Annotated in this window: 13 protein-coding genes and 1 tRNA gene; 7 read left to right on the forward strand and 7 right to left on the reverse strand. The window is 62.4% G+C overall.

Annotated elements, in window-relative coordinates; translation table 11 throughout:
• Nucleotides 1-31: 31 nt before the first annotated feature.
• A tRNA-Ala gene (locus tag ACQZ5H_RS25495) sits at nt 32-107 on the reverse strand.
• 151 nt (nt 108-258) lie between these two features.
• Nucleotides 259-648, reverse strand: coding sequence for a TIGR02300 family protein (locus tag ACQZ5H_RS25500; protein WP_112714260.1), 390 nt, complete (start codon nt 646-648; stop codon nt 259-261).
• Nucleotides 649-867: 219 nt separating this feature from the next.
• Between ACQZ5H_RS25500 and ACQZ5H_RS25505 the strand changes: the two genes are divergently transcribed.
• The 3 genes from ACQZ5H_RS25505 to rpsA all read left to right on the forward strand — a co-directional run bounded on the left by ACQZ5H_RS25505 (nt 868) and on the right by rpsA (nt 4,030).
• Nucleotides 868-1,512 (forward strand): FMN-binding negative transcriptional regulator, encoded by a 645-nt coding sequence (locus ACQZ5H_RS25505; RefSeq protein WP_449099303.1) that lies wholly within the window; start codon nt 868-870, stop codon nt 1,510-1,512.
• Complete coding sequence (cmk, locus tag ACQZ5H_RS25510; RefSeq protein WP_112714264.1) at nt 1,509-2,153, forward strand: (d)CMP kinase; 645 nt, start codon at nt 1,509-1,511, stop codon at nt 2,151-2,153. The genes ACQZ5H_RS25505 and cmk overlap by 4 nt, the downstream gene beginning before the upstream one ends.
• 176 nt (nt 2,154-2,329) lie before the next feature.
• A complete protein-coding gene (gene rpsA, locus ACQZ5H_RS25515; protein ID WP_112714266.1) occupies nt 2,330-4,030 on the forward strand; it encodes a 30S ribosomal protein S1 in 1,701 nt (566 codons plus the stop codon).
• 78 nt (nt 4,031-4,108) lie between these two features.
• Here rpsA and ACQZ5H_RS25520 read toward each other — a convergent pair whose 3' ends face one another.
• From ACQZ5H_RS25520 to ACQZ5H_RS25530, 3 genes are all read right to left on the reverse strand, one after another.
• Complete coding sequence (locus ACQZ5H_RS25520; RefSeq protein WP_449099304.1) at nt 4,109-5,608, reverse strand: hypothetical protein; 1,500 nt, start codon at nt 5,606-5,608, stop codon at nt 4,109-4,111.
• 230 nt (nt 5,609-5,838) lie between these two features.
• Nucleotides 5,839-6,465, reverse strand: a complete 627-nt coding sequence (locus ACQZ5H_RS25525; RefSeq protein WP_112714270.1) for a ribonuclease D — start codon at nt 6,463-6,465, stop codon at nt 5,839-5,841.
• Nucleotides 6,466-6,546: 81 nt separating this feature from the next.
• Entirely contained in the window at nt 6,547-7,356 is an 810-nt protein-coding gene (locus ACQZ5H_RS25530; RefSeq protein ID WP_449099305.1) for a MerR family transcriptional regulator, read from the reverse strand.
• A 204-nt stretch (nt 7,357-7,560) separates the two neighbouring features.
• Here ACQZ5H_RS25530 and ACQZ5H_RS25535 point away from each other — a divergent pair, with 204 nt between their 5' ends.
• Both ACQZ5H_RS25535 and ACQZ5H_RS25540 read left to right on the forward strand, forming a co-directional pair.
• A complete protein-coding gene (locus ACQZ5H_RS25535) occupies nt 7,561-8,841 on the forward strand; it encodes a 4-aminobutyrate--2-oxoglutarate transaminase (RefSeq protein WP_112714274.1) in 1,281 nt (426 codons plus the stop codon).
• Between the two features lie 22 nt (nt 8,842-8,863).
• A complete protein-coding gene (locus ACQZ5H_RS25540; protein ID WP_449099306.1) occupies nt 8,864-10,345 on the forward strand; it encodes an NAD-dependent succinate-semialdehyde dehydrogenase in 1,482 nt (493 codons plus the stop codon).
• A 40-nt stretch (nt 10,346-10,385) separates the two neighbouring features.
• On the opposite strand, the gene ACQZ5H_RS25545 is transcribed toward ACQZ5H_RS25540, so the two are convergent.
• Nucleotides 10,386-10,595: a SlyX family protein gene (locus tag ACQZ5H_RS25545; RefSeq protein ID WP_449099307.1), complete on the reverse strand. Its 210-nt coding sequence runs from the start codon at nt 10,593-10,595 to the stop codon at nt 10,386-10,388.
• Between the two features lie 159 nt (nt 10,596-10,754).
• On the opposite strand from ACQZ5H_RS25545, the gene uxaC reads away from it, so the two are divergent.
• Together uxaC and ACQZ5H_RS25555 are read left to right on the forward strand one after the other, a co-directional pair.
• A complete protein-coding gene (gene uxaC, locus ACQZ5H_RS25550) occupies nt 10,755-12,170 on the forward strand; it encodes a glucuronate isomerase (protein ID WP_449099308.1) in 1,416 nt (471 codons plus the stop codon).
• Nucleotides 12,167-13,621 carry a mannitol dehydrogenase family protein gene (locus ACQZ5H_RS25555; RefSeq protein WP_449099309.1) on the forward strand — a complete coding sequence of 485 codons (1,455 nt, stop codon included), beginning with the start codon at nt 12,167-12,169 and terminating at the stop codon, nt 13,619-13,621. The genes uxaC and ACQZ5H_RS25555 overlap by 4 nt, the downstream gene beginning before the upstream one ends.
• Before the next feature lie 223 nt (nt 13,622-13,844).
• Here the strand turns inward: ACQZ5H_RS25555 and ACQZ5H_RS25560 are convergent, their stop codons facing one another.
• Entirely contained in the window at nt 13,845-16,295 is a 2,451-nt protein-coding gene (locus ACQZ5H_RS25560; protein WP_449099310.1) for a GcvT family protein, read from the reverse strand.
• Nucleotide 16,296: the final 1 nt, after the last annotated feature.

The following is a 16,296-nucleotide window of genomic DNA, read 5'->3' on the forward strand; positions in this document are numbered from 1 at the left end:
AGCCGTGTTGATTTAGTTCAAGGGAAAGATTTGGTGGAGCTAAGCGGGATCGAACCGCTGACCTCTTGCATGCCATGCAAGCGCTCTCCCAGCTGAGCTATAGCCCCATCAGGGTGGTCCGGTATTTTCCGGTCCTGGGATACTCCGAAGCGGGTTAACCCGGTGGAGTGGCGGCTTATTACTTGCGGTTTTCGCAGATGGCAAGCCAAAAAAACGGCCCGGAGAATTTTTGTTGTCCGGGCCGTGGATTATGCGGGATCAGACTTCGTCTTCGTCGCCGGTGACGCCGATGATGTCGCTCATGTCGTCATCTTCATCGTCTTCGTCGGCTTCGAGGAAGGTATCGTCGTCGTCATCGCCTTCGATCTCGACGTCGTCGTCGCCCATATCAGGAATGTCGTCGCCGCTTGCGCCTTCATCGGCGTCCTCAAGCGAAACGAGTTCGACTTCGGTGTTCTCGGTATCGACTTCCTGAACTTCGTCCTCGTCGTTCAGCTCGGCAGCAGCGGCGGCCGAGGTTTCCTGGAAGAAGGACAGGGGATAGGATTTGCCGGTGTAAGGAGAAACGATCGGGTCCCGGTTCAGATCGTAGAACTTCTTGCCGGTTTCCGGATCGGTACGCTTGGTTCCAAGTTCCGCTTTCGCCACTATAAGCCTCGTGAGAATGGCCGAATGCTAGATTCGGCAAATGCCGTGTAAACCGGCGTTCTATTCGGAATTTATATAAGCCGGTCCCCTTAATCGTTGCGGCCAATTATGTCAAAGCGAAACTTCGCGGCTGGCGCACGGCGTGGCCGTGATGACGGGATGACCGGCTGGCGGCAGTGTGTTAGGAAACGCCGAAACGACAAAAACGGCGAGAAAACCATGTATCAGCCGCCCCATTTCCGCGAAGAGGACCTGGCAACGCAGCAGGCGCTGATCCGCGCCCATCCGCTGGGTCTGCTGATCACAGCCGGGGCAAGCGGGCTGATCGCCAATCCTGTCCCGTTTCATATCGATGCCGAAGCATCGCAGAAGGGAACGCTGCGGCTGCACCTGGCGAAAGCGAATGCGCAGTGGCGCGACATCGCTGACGGCGCTGACATTCTCGCCGTTTTCCAGGGCGCCAACTCCTATGTGACGCCGTCCTGGTACAAGACCAAGCAGGAGACCGGCAAGGTCGTGCCGACCTGGAACTACGCGATCGTCCAGGCGCGCGGTGCGGCCCGCGTCATCGACGATGCCGGCTGGCTGCTGTCGCAGATCAACGCACTCACCGGCCAGCATGAGGCCAGCCGCGAGAAGCCATGGGCGGTTGCCGATGCGCCCGACGATTTCATCCGTGCGCAGATGAAGGGCATCATCGGCATCGAAATCGAGATCACTGCGCTTGAAGGCAAGTGGAAGGTAAGCCAGAACCGTCCCGTTGCCGACCGCGAAGGCGTTGCTGCCGGACTGGACGCGGCTGGCGGCCAACAAGACATGATCGAGCTCGTCAAACGCTATGGCGGGCTGGAAGGAAACCATTGAAGACGACATTCACGATTGCCATCGACGGCCCGGCTGCGGCCGGCAAGGGCACGCTTTCGCGCCGGATTGCCGATGAATACGGCTTTCACCATCTCGATACCGGACTGACCTACCGGGCGACCGCCAAGGCGCTTCTCGATGCCGGCCTGCCGCTGGATGACGAGGCGGTGGCAGAAAAGATCGCCCGCGAGGTTGAACTCGGCGGCCTCGATCGCGATATCCTGTCGAAACACGAGATCGGCGAAGCCGCCTCGAAGATTGCCGTGATGCCCGCAGTTCGCCGCGCGCTGGTCGAAGCGCAGCAGCGGTTTGCGCAGAAGGCGCCGGGAACCGTGCTCGACGGCCGTGACATCGGCACCGTCGTCTGCCCGGACGCTCCGGTGAAGCTCTATGTGACCGCCTCTGCGCAGGTGCGCGCAAGGCGCCGTTACGACGAAATCACCGCCAAGGGAACGGCGGCCGATTTCGAGGCGATTTTCGAGGATGTGAAGCGACGCGACGAAAGGGACATGGGAAGGGCCGACAGCCCTTTGAAACCAGCCGAAGACGCGCACTTGCTTGATACGTCGGAAATGAGTATAGAGGCCGCGTTTCAAGCTGCGAAATCGTTGATCGACGCGGCCTTGAACCGAAATAACTGAATTCGAGCACGCTTTCTGCGCTTTGCGCCGCGAGATGCTTTTGAGAAAGCCTGAAATTCCGTCCAAGCGCCGGATTGCTTCCTTCGAGGAGGCGGACTGGGTTCAGGCCTGTTCAACACGAACCAACCGGCGCATACGTGAGCCTTGAAGCTATCGAAGGCCACGCAGGAGATTTTATGTCAGTAGCTACTCCCTCTCGCGAGGATTTCGCGGCCCTTCTCGAAGAATCCTTTGCCAAGAACGATCTGGCTGAAGGCTATGTAACCAAGGGCATCGTCACGGCCATCGAAAAGGATGTTGCCGTTGTTGACGTCGGCCTGAAGGTCGAAGGCCGCATCGCGCTCAAGGAATTCGGCGCACGTGCCAAAGACGGTTCGCTGAAGGTCGGCGACGAAGTCGAAGTTTACGTCGAGCGCATCGAAAACGCACTTGGCGAAGCTGTTCTGTCGCGCGAGAAGGCTCGCCGCGAAGAAAGCTGGATCAAGCTCGAAGCCAAGTTCGAAGCTGGTGAGCGCGTCGAAGGCGTGATCTTCAACCAGGTCAAGGGCGGCTTCACGGTCGACCTCGACGGCGCGATCGCCTTCCTGCCGCGTTCGCAGGTCGACATCCGTCCGATCCGCGACGTTTCCCCGCTGATGCACAACCCGCAGCCCTTCGAAATCCTCAAGATGGACAAGCGCCGCGGCAACATCGTGGTCTCGCGCCGTACGGTTCTGGAAGAATCCCGTGCCGAGCAGCGTTCTGAAATCGTTCAGAACCTCGAAGAAGGCCAGGTTGTTGACGGCGTCGTCAAGAACATCACCGATTACGGTGCGTTCGTTGACCTCGGCGGCATCGACGGCCTGCTGCACGTCACCGACATGGCATGGCGCCGCGTCAACCATCCGTCGGAGATCCTGAACATCGGCCAGCAGGTCAAGGTTCAGATCATCCGCATCAACCAGGAAACCCACCGCATCTCGCTCGGCATGAAGCAGCTCGAGTCGGATCCGTGGGATGGCATCCAGGCCAAGTATCCGGAAGGCAAGAAGATTTCCGGTACCGTCACGAACATCACCGACTACGGTGCGTTCGTCGAGCTGGAGCCGGGCATCGAAGGCCTGATCCACATCTCGGAAATGTCCTGGACCAAGAAGAACGTACACCCCGGCAAGATCCTGTCCACGAGCCAGGAAGTCGAAGTCGTCGTTCTCGAAGTCGATCCGTCCAAGCGCCGTATCTCGCTCGGCCTCAAGCAGACGCTGGAAAACCCGTGGGCAGCATTCGCCCGCAACCATCCGGCTGGCACTGAAGTCGAAGGCGAAGTCAAGAACAAGACCGAATTCGGTCTGTTCATCGGTCTCGACGGCGACGTTGACGGCATGGTGCACCTTTCTGATCTCGACTGGAACCGTCCGGGCGAACAGGTCATCGAAGAGTTCAACAAGGGCGATGTCGTCAAGGCTGTCGTTCTCGATGTTGACGTCGAAAAGGAGCGCATCTCGCTCGGCATCAAGCAGCTCGGCAAGGATGCAGTTGGCGACGCCGCTGCCTCTGGCGACCTGCGCAAGAATGCAGTCGTTTCCTGCGAAATCACCGCAGTCAACGATGGCGGCATCGAAGTGAAGCTCGTCGAGCACGAAGACATCACCTCGTTCATCCGCCGTGCAGATCTCGCACGCGACCGCGACGACCAGCGTCCGGAACGCTTCTCGGTTGGCCAGGTTGTTGACGCCCGCGTCACCAACTTCTCCAAGAAGGACCGCAAGATCATGCTGTCCATCAAGGCTCTGGAAATCGCAGAAGAGAAGGAGGCCGTCGCTCAGTTCGGTTCGTCCGACTCCGGCGCTTCGCTCGGCGACATCCTTGGCGCGGCTCTGAAGAACCGCGGCGAGTAATCGCTACAAGCTTTGAAATGAAGAACCCGCCGGAGCGATCCGGCGGGTTTTTCTTTGTCCTGATTTTTTAAACCGCCGTTATTCCCAGCCGACCATGCGCTGGTAGAGCGCGAAGACCGGATCGGCGACGCGCGGCTCTTCCGGGCGCGCCTCGATCTCGGGCAGATCGGCGGGCACCCTGCCCTGCGGACGCTGTTGTTCCTGCTGGCCGGCGGACTGCTGTTCTTCGCCCGACTGGGCTTCCTGCTCATCGTCGCCGGCACCGCCCTCATAATCACTGCGATGCATCTGCGGATCGCGGCGCTCGGCGCCATCCTTGGCGAAATGATAGGGCGTCGCCATGTAGCCGACGCCATCGGCTGGACGCAGGAGTCCGGACTTTTGTGCCATCTCGGTGAGATCGGAGGGAAGTACCTGCGGCTGCGCGGCAATTTCCCTCTGCTGGCGGGCGATCTGGGCAGCGTCGGCGGCGACAGCGCGCACGGCGGCAGCATCTGCCGGCTGTGCCTGCTTCTGCGTGGCGGCCTGTTCCGGACCATCCATCGCCTCCTTCATCTCGTCGCTCATCGCCTGCTCGGGCATAGCTTCGGGATCGTCGGCTTCGACGGCCAGCGCATCGAGCAGCGTCGCCACTTCCTGCTCGCCGATGATGGCGACCAGGAGCTCCGAGGCTTCCTCGGTGATCGATGCCAGGACGGCGGGCCAGATCTTCGGGATCACAGGCTCAGCGCGATCCTTCACGACCATCGGCGCAGTTTGATGTGTTTCGGCTTCGGCAAGCTGCTGCGGTTCTTCGGCTGCAGGCTCCTTAGCTTCCATTACCTCATCCGCGGTTTCGACCTGCAGCAGCTCGCCCGCCATTTCCGGCTCGGCGGCGATCTCCTCGATCGTTTCGACGGGCAGAGAGGAAAGGGCTGCGAGCGGTAGCTGGGTGGCCGGTTCGGCCGTCTGCCGGGCAGGTGCCTGGGCCTGCGTCTCGCGGGCCGGGACGGCATCGTCCTTCGGCTGCGGCAGGATGCTGTCTTCCTGCAGAACGATATCCGGCCGCTGCTCGGGGCGCAGTGGCGAGGCATCGTTCTGGCGATAGGAGCGCACGACCGCGCGAGCGGCGAGATCGCGATCCTTGTAGCGGATGGTTTCGAGATAGGCGACGACGCGCGCTGCCTCCGGACCGGCCGGGTTCTTCAGCGCCTCGGCGATCAGCCGCAGCGGCAGCGTGTGGCCGTCGGCAGCAAGCTGCGTTTCGATCTCGTTGATGCGGGCTGCCGGAAGCTTCTGGATCGTATCCGCGAGGCGGGCCGCAAAGGCGAGATTGGTCTCGCCGTCCTGACGCGGCAACGGCAGGGCCTCGGATGCGGCATTGATCGCATCGAGAAGCGCATCGAACATCCGTTCGCGCGCGGCGGCCAGAAGCAGGTTGAGCTTGCCGGCGATTGCCGAATTCAGATCGGAGCCTTCGACGGCCTGAACCGGGGCCGGGGCAACGATGGAACGGGCAAGACCGCTCGCGACGATCGCGACAGACTGGCCGTTGGAAGAGAGACTCGTATTTGACGCTGCACGAACCGGAGTCAACATGGCATGCTCCTACTTTCGCAAGTGACAATCGAAGCAGAGGACAAGAAGACCGTGCTCATCCGGCCCTTCGCATTCCCGCGCGGCTCCTCCCGCCCGCTTGGCGCGTCATCGCGCCGCCGAATGCTTAAAAATTGATGATGATTCTACCGATTGGCCGTTAATGAAAAACTAACGGCCGGGCGGGATGCGAAATCCTGCCCGGCCGTTCCGGCGTAAATATGCGATTTTGCTCAACTATGCGCGAAAATATCGGCCTCTTCCCAGCCGAGAAGATCGAGCTTGGCGCGGGTCGGCAGGAATTCGAAGCAGGCGGTGGCATGATCGAATCGGCCATCGCGCAGCAGGCGCTCGGTCAGCTTGTCGCGCAGGGCATGGAGATAGAGCACGTCGGAGGCCGCATATTCGAGCTGCGCCTGCGACAGCGTGGCCGCCGCCCAATCCGACGACTGCTGCGCCTTGGAGATATCGACCTCGAGCATCTCCTTGAGATTATCCTTCAGGCCATGACGATCCGTATAGGTGCGGCAGAGGCGCGAGGCGATCTTGGTGCAGAAGACCGGGGTGGTGGTGACGCCGAAAGTGTGGAACAGCACGGCGATATCGAAGCGGCCATAGTGGAAGATCTTCTGGCGCGCCGGATCGGCGAGCATCATCGTCAGGTTCGGCGCTTCCTTCTGGCCGGAAGCGATGCGGATGACATCGGCCGTACCGTCGCCTGGCGAAAGCTGCACGACGCAGAGGCGGTCGCGGCGCGGCACGAGGCCCAACGTCTCGGTATCGATCGCGATTGCGCCCTTGTAGCGAGCGGCATCCGCCGCGGAGATGTCGCCTTCGTGATAACGGATGGTGGCGGCCATGGCTGTCTCTTACCTCGCGTGTTTCTTCTGGCGCTATAGCGCAAAGACAGCGGTGGCGATACCGGCATTCGCCTCCGGGCCCTAGAAGGTCGGCGGCGTATTGATCCAGAGGAGCACCGTCTCGCCATCGTGCTGGTTGCGCCAGGAATGATAGCGGCGGCTTTCGAAATAAAGCGAGTCCCCCGGGCCGAGATCGAAGAACTGATCGGAATCGAGCACCAGTTCCAGGCGACCGGAGAGCACATGCATGAACTCCTCGCCCTCATGCCGGTAGGCGCCTTCGCTGGTGGCACCGGGCGCGAGCACGAAGCGGTGGCAATCCATCATCCGGCGGCCCTCGGCGAGAAGCTGGACGGTGACGCCGGGCGTGGTTTCCGGCCAGGTGCGCCACTCGCCGGAGCGAACGACGGCGGTCGCGTCATCGGCTTCCTCGCCAGAGAGGCGCGAGACCGTCGTGCCGTAATATTCGGCAAGATCATGCAGCGTCTTGAAGCTGACGCCCTGCGAGGTGCGCTCCAGCGTCGAAAGCGTCGATGACGTGACGCCCATATCCCCGGCGACCTGATCGAGCGTCTTGCCGGCGGCGTGCCGCAGGCTGCGCAGCCGGCGGCCGATATCCGATGCACCGCCGCTTTCGCCGATATCGGCGGACGGCTCTTCGCTTTCCAGCGCTTCGCGGATGGCAGCCGGGTTGAGGCCACGCTCGACGCGGTACCAGGAGATCTTCTTCAACCGCGCGACGTCATCGGCGCTATACTGCCGGTGGCCGGTCTCCGAACGATCGGGCACCAGCAGGCCCTGGCTCTCCCAGAGGCGGACGGTGGACGCAGATATGCCCGCCAGCCGTGCTGCCTCGGTGACCTTGTAGCGCACCGGCCCATTATTGTTCATTCGCCAATAAATCCCTGATTCCGTGGTGCTTTATGCATCCTGCCGCGACAGAATCTCTTGTTCCGAGCATCCATCAAAAGGCGTGATGTTTGAAGCAAAAAATGCCGCTTGATTTCTTGCAGGAAAAATGTAGGACTTTTCTACATATCTTGCAGAAGTTATGCAAGATAATTCACGAACCCTTTTGAGCGCAGGAGCGCATCGATGACCGCAACCACTCTTACGGACCGGAAGAATGCCGCAATTTCCCGCGGCGTCGGCATGACCACCCAAATCTACGCCGATCGCGCAGAGAATGCCGAGATCTGGGACAAGGAGGGCCGCCGCTACATCGATTTTGCCGCCGGCATCGCCGTTCTCAACACCGGCCACCGCCATCCGCGCGTGATTGCCGCCGTCAAGGATCAGCTCGATCACTTCACCCATACCTGCCACCAGGTCGTTCCCTACGAAACCTACGTGCATCTCGCCGAACGCCTGAACGAGATCGCGCCGGGCAACTTCGCCAAGAAGACGATCTTCGTGACGACGGGTGCGGAAGCCGTCGAAAATGCCGTTAAGATCGCCCGCGCCGCGACCGGCCGTTCGGCCGTCATCGCCTTCGGCGGTGGCTTCCATGGCCGCACTTTCATGGGCATGGCACTGACCGGCAAGGTCGTGCCTTACAAGGTCGGCTTCGGCGCCATGCCGGGCGACGTCTTCCACGTTCCCTTCCCGGTCGAGCTGCATGGCGTCACCGCCGAGCAGTCGCTGGCAGCACTGAAGAAGCTGTTTGCCGCCGATGTCGATCCGCAGCGGGTTGCGGCGATCATCATCGAGCCGGTTCAGGGCGAAGGTGGCTTCTATCCGGCACCCGCCGCCTTCATGAAGGCGCTGCGCGAGCTCTGCGACCAGCACGGCATCCTGCTGATCGCCGACGAAGTGCAGACCGGTTTTGCCCGCACCGGCAAGATGTTTGCGATGGATCACCATGAGGTCGCTCCCGACCTGATGACCATGGCGAAGAGCCTTGCCGGCGGCTTCCCGCTTGCCGCCGTCACCGGCCGCGCCGAGATCATGGATGCGCCCGGCCCCGGCGGCCTTGGCGGCACCTATGGCGGCAATCCGCTCGGCATCGCTGCAGCACACGCCGTTCTCGATGTCATCAAGGACGAAGACCTCTGCAACCGCGCCAACCAGCTGGGCGGCCGCCTGAAGCAGCGCCTGGAATCGCTGCGCGACAGGGCGCCCGAGATCGTCGATATCCGCGGCCCGGGCTTCATGAACGCCGTCGAGTTCAACGACAAGACGACCAAGCTGCCGAGTGCCGAGTTCGCCAACAAGGTACGCCTGATCGCGCTGGAGAAGGGTCTGATCCTTTTGACCTGCGGCGTGCACGGAAACGTCATTCGCTTCCTTGCCCCGATCACCATTCAGGACAATATCTTCGGCGAAGCGCTCGATATCCTCGAAGCCTCCATTCTTGAAGCAAGCGCGGGCAAGTAACCGTCCCTTCGGAGTAAATGACATGGCATTCACGACTGCACTGACGAAACACGTCCCCTTTTCCTCGCAGTTCCTGCGCGACACCGGCTATATCAACGGTGAATGGACGAAGGGCGATGCGACCAAGACCTTCGACGTGCTGAACCCGGCGACCGGCGAAGTGCTGGCCTCGCTGCCGGATATGGGCGCTGCCGACACCCGCAAGGCGATCGACGCGGCCTATGCAGCCCAGCCCGCCTGGGCGGCAAAGCCTGCCAAGGACCGCAGCGCCATCCTGCGCAAGTGGTTCGACCTGATGGTCGCCAATGCCGACGAGCTGGCCGCCATCCTGACGGCCGAAATGGGCAAGCCGTTCGCCGAAGCCCGCGGCGAAATCCTCTACGCCGCCGCCTATATCGAATGGTATGCGGAAGAAGCCAAGCGCATCTACGGCGAGACCATTCCGGCACCGTCGAATGACAAGCGCATGCTGGTGATCAGGCAGCCGGTTGGCGTCGTCGGCACGATCACGCCCTGGAACTTCCCGGCGGCGATGATCACCCGCAAGATCGCTCCGGCGCTTGCCGTCGGTTGCACCGTCGTTTCGAAGCCCGCCGAGCAGACGCCGCTTTCGGCGATCGCGCTTGCGGTTCTCGCCGAACAGGCCGGTGTTCCTGCCGGTGTCTTCAACGTCATCGTCGGCGAAGACGGCCCGGCGATCGGCAAGGAACTCTGCGGCAACGACAAGGTGCGCAAGATCAGCTTTACCGGCTCGACGGAAGTCGGCCGCATCCTGATGCGCCAGTGCTCCGACCAGATCAAGAAGGTGAGCCTTGAGCTCGGCGGCAACGCGCCGTTCATCGTTTTCGACGATGCCGATCTCGATGCGGCCGTCGAAGGGGCGATCGCCTCCAAGTACCGCAATGCCGGCCAGACCTGCGTCTGCGCCAACCGTCTCTACGTCCAGTCCGGCGTTTATGATGCCTTTGCCGCCAAGCTGGCTACCAAGGTGGAAGCGATGTCGGTCGGTGACGGCTTCACCGCAGGTGTGACGATCGGTCCGCTGATCGACGAACAGGGGCTCGCCAAGGTCGAAGACCATGTCAGCGACGCGCTTTCGAAGGGCGCCAAGGTTCTGACCGGCGGCAAGCGCATCGAAGGTGCCGGCACCTTCTTCACGCCGACGGTTCTGACGGGCGTTGCCAAGGGCATGAAGGTGGCCAAGGAAGAAACCTTCGGCCCGGTCGCCCCGCTCTTCCGCTTCGACACCGTCGAGGAAGTGATCCAGCAGGCCAACGACACCGAGTTCGGCCTCGCCGCCTATTTCTTCGCCGGTGATCTGAAGAAGGTCTGGAAGGTGGCCGAAGCGCTCGAATATGGCATGGTCGGCATCAATACCGGCCTGATGTCGACTGAGACCGCCCCCTTCGGCGGCATCAAGCAGTCCGGCCTCGGCCGCGAAGGCTCGCGCCACGGCGCCGACGATTATCTCGAGATGAAATATCTCTGCATCGGCAATCTCTAAGATCGAAAGGGCGCCTCCGGGCGCCCTTTTTCATTTCCGCTCAGTAATGCGGCGGCCTGGTGACCGCCGGCGCTTCCAGCGATTGCTCTTCCAGCGACAGGAAGCGCTCGGTCAGCCGATCGAGCTTGGCCCGCGTCTGCTCCACGACCTTCCACTGCTCGGCAAGCTGGTCGGAAAGCTCGTCGATCGTCTTTGCCTGATGCGCCACCATTTCTTCGAGCGCTGTGATGCGGCTGATATCATCGGCCATAGCTTTCTCCTGCCGTTTACTGCCCTTCCAAAACGCAAAGCGACGGCTGCGTCAATGGGCCTCTTATAGCGTATTCTAAAGTGAACCGTTTGGTTACCGATAGGCCTTGCCGTGTCCCGTGAGGTGGAGTAGGCCCTACGCCAACAGGGAGGAAATCTGATGGACGTAGGAAACGGCTTTCTTCATCCGGACCGGCTTTTTCCAGCCGATCCCGCAACGCGGACGATCGCGCGCGATCTCTATGAGACGGTCCGCGCGCTGCCGATCGTCAGCCCGCACGGGCATACCGAGCCGTCCTGGTTCGCCGAGGACAAGCCCTTCGAGGATGCCGCCTCGCTGCTGGTCATTCCCGACCATTATCTCTTCCGCATGCTGCACAGCACCGGCACGAAGCTCGACGAGCTCGGCGTTCCCCGGCTCGACGGCAAGCCGGTCTCCAAGGGCCGCGACATCTGGCGCGCCTTCGCCGCGAAGTACCACCTTTTCCGCGGCACGCCTTCCAGCCTTTGGGTCGACCACGCAATGTCGGCCGTGCTCGGCTGTAGCGAGCCGCTGACGCCTCAAAATGCGGACACGCTCTACGACCATATCAACGAGCAGCTCGCCAAGCCCGAGTTCCGCCCGCGCGCGTTGCACCAGCGATTCGGCATCGAGACGATCGCCACGACGGAAGGCGCGCTCGACCCGCTCGTGCATCACCAGAAAATGCAGAAGGACGGCTGGATCGGTAAGGTCCGCACGACATACCGCCCCGACAGCGTCACCGATCCGGATGCTGTCGGCTTCCGAGACAATCTCGTCAAACTCGGCGAGATCACCGGCTGCGACGTCACCAAATGGGACGGGATGATCGACGCGCATCGCAAGCGCCGCGCCTATTTCCGCCAGTTCGGTGCCACCGCCACCGACCATGGTGTTCCAACCGCATTCACCGCCGATCTCTCCGCCACCGAGCGCCAGGCACTGCTCGACAAGGCGCTGAAAGGTCCGCTTTCGGCTGCTGATGCCGAGCTCTTCCGCGGCCAGATGATGACCGAGATGGCCGGGCTTTCCGCCGAAGACGGCATGGTGATGCAGATTCATGCCGGATCGCGCCGCAATACCGATTCCGGTCTTTTCGCCACGCGCGGCCCGAACATGGGCGCCGATATCCCGACCCGTACCGACTGGGTCGGCGGGCTCAGCGCGCTGCTTTCGAAATACGGCCATGCGCCGGGCCTTCGCGTCCTGCTCTTCACGCTCGACGAGACGACCTATGCCCGCGAGCTGGCGCCGATGGCCGGCCATTGGGAATGCCTGATGATCGGCCCGCCCTGGTGGTTCCACGACAGCCCGAACGGCATCCGCCGCTATCTCGACCAGGTCGTCGAGACTGCCGGCTTTGCCAATCTCGCCGGCTTCAACGACGATACGCGCGCCCTGCTCTCGATCCCTGCCCGTCACGACGTCTGGCGCCGCGAGGCCTGCGGCTTCCTGGCGCAGCTGACGGCCGAGCACCGGATCGGCAAGAAGGACGCCGAGATCGTCGTGCGCGAACTCTCCTATGACAACGCGAAGAAGGCCTACAAGCTGTGAGCGATCGACTGAAGGACCTGAACGGCCTGGCGCCGACGGCGAAGCTTCCCGCCTATGACCGCAGCAAGCTGAAGGCAGGCATTCTGCATCTCGGCCCGGGCGCCTTTTTCCGCGCCCATTTCGCGCCCTTCACCGATGCAGCACTCGCCGCCACCGGCGGCGACTGGGGTATCGAGGTCGCGAGCCTGCGCACGCCTGACGTTGCCGACAACCTGACGGCGCAGAACGGCCTCTACACGGTGCTGATCCGCGACACGTCGGGCACGACGGCCGAGGTCATCGGCCCGATCCTGAAGGCGCATGTGGCGCCGCGCGATCCGGCGCTGCTGCTGTCGCGGCTCGAAGATCCGGCGATCCGCATCGTCAGCCTGACGGTAACCGAGAAGGCCTATGGTCTCGATGTGCGCACCAGCGGCCTCGACCTGACGCATCCGGATGTCGCCGCCGATCTTGCCAACCGCCACGCACCGCGCGGCGTCGTCGGTTATCTGGTCGAAGGTCTTGCGCGCCGTCGAGCAAAGGGTGTTGCGCCCTTCACGCCGCTCAGCTGCGACAACCTTCCGAGCAACGGCGCGGTGCTGAAGCGTCTCGTTCTCGATTTCGCGGGCCGTATCGATCCGGAGCTTCGCGCCTGGATCGAGACCAACGTGCCGTTCCCGTCGACCATGGTCGACCGCATTACCCCAGCCAGCACCGACGCGACCTACGCCGATGCCGAGCGCCTGACCGGACGGCAGGACCTTGCCGCGATCGAGACCGAACCCTTTACGCAATGGGTGATCGAAGATCATTTCGCCAACGGCCGCCCGGACTGGGACAAGGCCGGCGTGCTGATGGTCGATGAAGTCTCGGCTTACGAAAAGATGAAGCTGCGCATGCTGAACGGCGCGCATTCGCTGCTCGCCTACCTCGGTTATATAGGCGGCTATGAATATATCCGCGACGTCATGGACGACGAAGGGTTGGCGGCTCTGGCGCGGCGGCAGATGAACGCTGCGGCCAAGACGCTCGATCCGGTGCCGGGCATCAATCTGGAGCACTACGCGGACGAGTTGATCGCCCGCTTTGCAAACAAGGCGATCGCGCACCGCACCTACCAGATCGCAATGGACGGAACGCAGAAACTGCCGCAGCGCCTGCTCGAACCGGCAACGGAAGCACTCGCCCGCGGCAGCCAGGCCGAGACCTACGCCATAGCCGTCGCCGCCTGGATGCGCTATGCCATCGGCGTTGATCGAAACGGCAAAGCCTACGAACTGCGTGATCCCCGCGCAGAAGAAATCGCCATGCTGCTCGCCGACGTGCCGCGCAACGGCGGCGCGGTTTCCGCAGCGCTGTTCACGCTTCCGGGACTGTTCCCGAAGGCGCTGACGGACAATGCGGTCTGGACTGAGGATGTGGCGAACAAGCTGGATATTCTGATCCAGGATAACAAGTTGCCGTTGTTCTGAGCCCCGCTAGCGGGGGTCGGCAGTCGCAAAACTGCCCCACCCGCCGCCCTCATCCCTGTGCCCTTAGGGCTGCGCCCACGGGATGTCACAGGGATCCAGCCGGCCCAAGTCTTTGGGCCGGGAGGACCCTTCCTCTAGCTGACAGATTCATTCACCGCGCAGACGCGCGGTGGCTGGATTCCTGTGACAAGCACAGGAATGAGGGAGAATCGGGGGCGCTCGGCTACCCCTTCACTCTCTTCATCTCGGGATCATACAACGGCTTCAGCGACACCGAGCAAGGCACCCGCTCCCGCGCGACATCGAGTTCATACCTGCCCGACAGCACGAAATCCTCCGTCACGCCCGCCGGGTTGCGGACATAGCCAAAACCGATCGCCTTGCCGATCGTGTAGCCGAAGCCGCCGCTGGAGAGCCAGCCGACGCGCTGGCCGTCGCGATAGATGGTTTCGCGGCCGAGCAGGACGACATCGGGATCATAAGGCACGAAGCAGGCGAGCATTTTTTTGACGCCGCCGGAGAGTTGCCGCTCGATGGCTTCGCGTCCGCGGAAGGGGGTGGCTTTTCTCGTCTTCACCGCCCAGGCGAGGCCTGCCTCAACGGGCGTATGATCCGGGCCGATATCCGATCCCCAGGCGCGGTAGCCCTTTTCTAAACGGCAGCTTTCGATGGCGCGGTAGCCGGCATTGATCAGGCCGAGGCCGGCACCGGCCGCCATCAGCGTATCGTACACGGTGGTGGCGTATTCTACAGGCACATGCAGTTCGTAGCCAAGCTCGCCGACATAGGTGATGCGCAGTGCCCTGACCGGGCAACCTGCGATCCCGACGGTCTTGATGCGGCCGAAGGGGAAGGCGGCGTTCGATACATCCGAGGACGTGACTTTCTCCAGCACGGTGCGGGCATTCGGCCCCATCAGCGACAGAACTGAATAGGCGGAGGTGACATCGACCAGCTCGGCCTGCATACCCTCCGGAATATTGCGGGCTATCCAGTCGAAGTCATGGGTCGCGAAGCCGGTGCCGGTGACGATGTAATATTCGTTCTCGGCGATCCGGGCGACGGTGAGATCGCATTCGATGCCGCCCTTGTCGTTCAGCATCTGGGTATAGACAAGCGATCCGGCGGGCTTGGCCACGTCATTCGAGGCGATCCAGCCGAGCGCCGCTTCGGCATTGCGGCCCTTCAGCACGAATTTCGCGAAAGACGTCTGGTCGAAGATGACCGCGGCCTCGCGCACCGCCTTGTGCTCGCGGCCAACGGCATCGAACCAGTTTTGTCGGTTGTAACTGTAGATGTCCTTCGGTTCTTCGTTGGCGAAGAGATCGGCAAACCAGTTCGGCCGCTCCCAGCCGAGCTTTTCGCCGAAGCAGGCGCCCTGCGCCTTGAGGCGATCGTAGAGCGGCGACTTGCGGCAGGGGCGGCCGCTCGAATGCTCCTCGAAGGGGAAGGCCAGCGTATAGTGCTTGCCATAGGCCTCAAGCGTGCGGGTGCGGACCCAGTCGGTGTCGAAATGCGGGCGGCCGAAGCGGCGGATATCGACCGGCCAGAGGTCGTAGGGTGGCTCGCCCTTCGTCACCCATTCGGCAAGCGCCATGCCGGCACCGCCGCCGGACGCAATACCGAAGGCGTTGAAGCCGGCGCCGACAAAGAAGTTCTTCAGCTCCGGCGCTTCGCCGAGGATGAAATTGCCATCCGGCGTGAAGCTCTCCGGACCGTTCAGCAGCTGCTTGACGCCCGCCGTCTCCAGGCCTGGAACACGGGCCAGCGCCTGCTCCATGATCTGTTCGAAGTGATCGTAATTGCTGTCGAGGAGCGTGTAATGGAAGCCTTCGGGGATGCCGCCCGTGGCCCAGGGGATCGGGTTCGGTTCATAACCGCCCATGACGAGGCCGCCGACCTCTTCCTTGTAATAGGTCAGGCGATCGGGATCGCGCAGCGTCGGCAGGTTTGACGGAACGCCGAAGGATTCGGTGATCAGATACTGGTGCTCGACGGAGACGAGCGGCACATTGACGCCGAAGCGGGCGGCGAAGGCACGGGTCCACTGACCGGCACAGACGACGACGCGTTCGCACTCTATGCGGCCATTGGCGGTGATGACGGCGCGGATGCGGCCCTTGTCGATTTCGAGATCGATGACTTCGGTGTCTTCGAAAATAGAGACCCCAGCCATGCGGGCGCCGCGCGCGAGCGCCTGAGTGATATCCGAAGGGTTCGCCTGACCGTCGGTCGGCAGATAGGCCGCGCCGACGAGGTCATCGATGTTCATCAGCGGCCAGAGATCGAAGGCCTCTTGCGGCGTCAGCAGATGCATTTCGAGGCCGAAGGACTGGGCCGTGGTCGCCTGACGCTTTACCTCCGTCCAGCGTTCCTCATTGCAGGCGAGCCGCAGGCCGCCATTCATCTTCCAGCCGGTCCCGAGCCCGGTCTCGGCCTCCAGCTTCTTGTAGAGATCGACTGAATAGCCGAGCAGCTGGGTGATATTGGCGCTGGTGCGCAGCTGACCGACGAGGCCGGCGGCGTGGAAGGTCGTGCCTGATGTCAGCTTCTTGCGCTCCAAGAGCACAGTATCGGTCCAACCGAGCTTTCCGAGATGATAGGCCGTCGAGCAGCCGATAATGCCGCCGCCGATGACCACGGCCTTTGCCGTCTTCGGTAATTCCTTCGTCATT

Source organism: Rhizobium sp. 21-4511-3d (genome assembly GCF_053522545.1).

Excerpts from the sequence above, each read along its gene's own strand:
- ACQZ5H_RS25540 (WP_449099306.1), top strand. The coding sequence starts at position 8,864 with ATGGCATTCACGACTGCACTGACGAAACACGTCCCCTTTTCCTCGCAG.
- ACQZ5H_RS25520 (WP_449099304.1), bottom strand. The coding sequence starts at position 5,608 with ATGTTGACTCCGGTTCGTGCAGCGTCAAATACGAGTCTCTCTTCCAAC.
- ACQZ5H_RS25560 (WP_449099310.1), bottom strand. The coding sequence starts at position 16,295 with ATGACGAAGGAATTACCGAAGACGGCAAAGGCCGTGGTCATCGGCGGC.
- ACQZ5H_RS25545 (WP_449099307.1), bottom strand. The coding sequence starts at position 10,595 with ATGGCCGATGATATCAGCCGCATCACAGCGCTCGAAGAAATGGTGGCG.
- ACQZ5H_RS25535 (WP_112714274.1), top strand. The coding sequence starts at position 7,561 with ATGACCGCAACCACTCTTACGGACCGGAAGAATGCCGCAATTTCCCGC.
- rpsA (WP_112714266.1), top strand. The coding sequence starts at position 2,330 with ATGTCAGTAGCTACTCCCTCTCGCGAGGATTTCGCGGCCCTTCTCGAA.
- ACQZ5H_RS25530 (WP_449099305.1), bottom strand. The coding sequence starts at position 7,356 with ATGAACAATAATGGGCCGGTGCGCTACAAGGTCACCGAGGCAGCACGG.
- uxaC (WP_449099308.1), top strand. The coding sequence starts at position 10,755 with ATGGACGTAGGAAACGGCTTTCTTCATCCGGACCGGCTTTTTCCAGCC.
- ACQZ5H_RS25525 (WP_112714270.1), bottom strand. The coding sequence starts at position 6,465 with ATGGCCGCCACCATCCGTTATCACGAAGGCGACATCTCCGCGGCGGAT.
- ACQZ5H_RS25505 (WP_449099303.1), top strand. The coding sequence starts at position 868 with ATGTATCAGCCGCCCCATTTCCGCGAAGAGGACCTGGCAACGCAGCAG.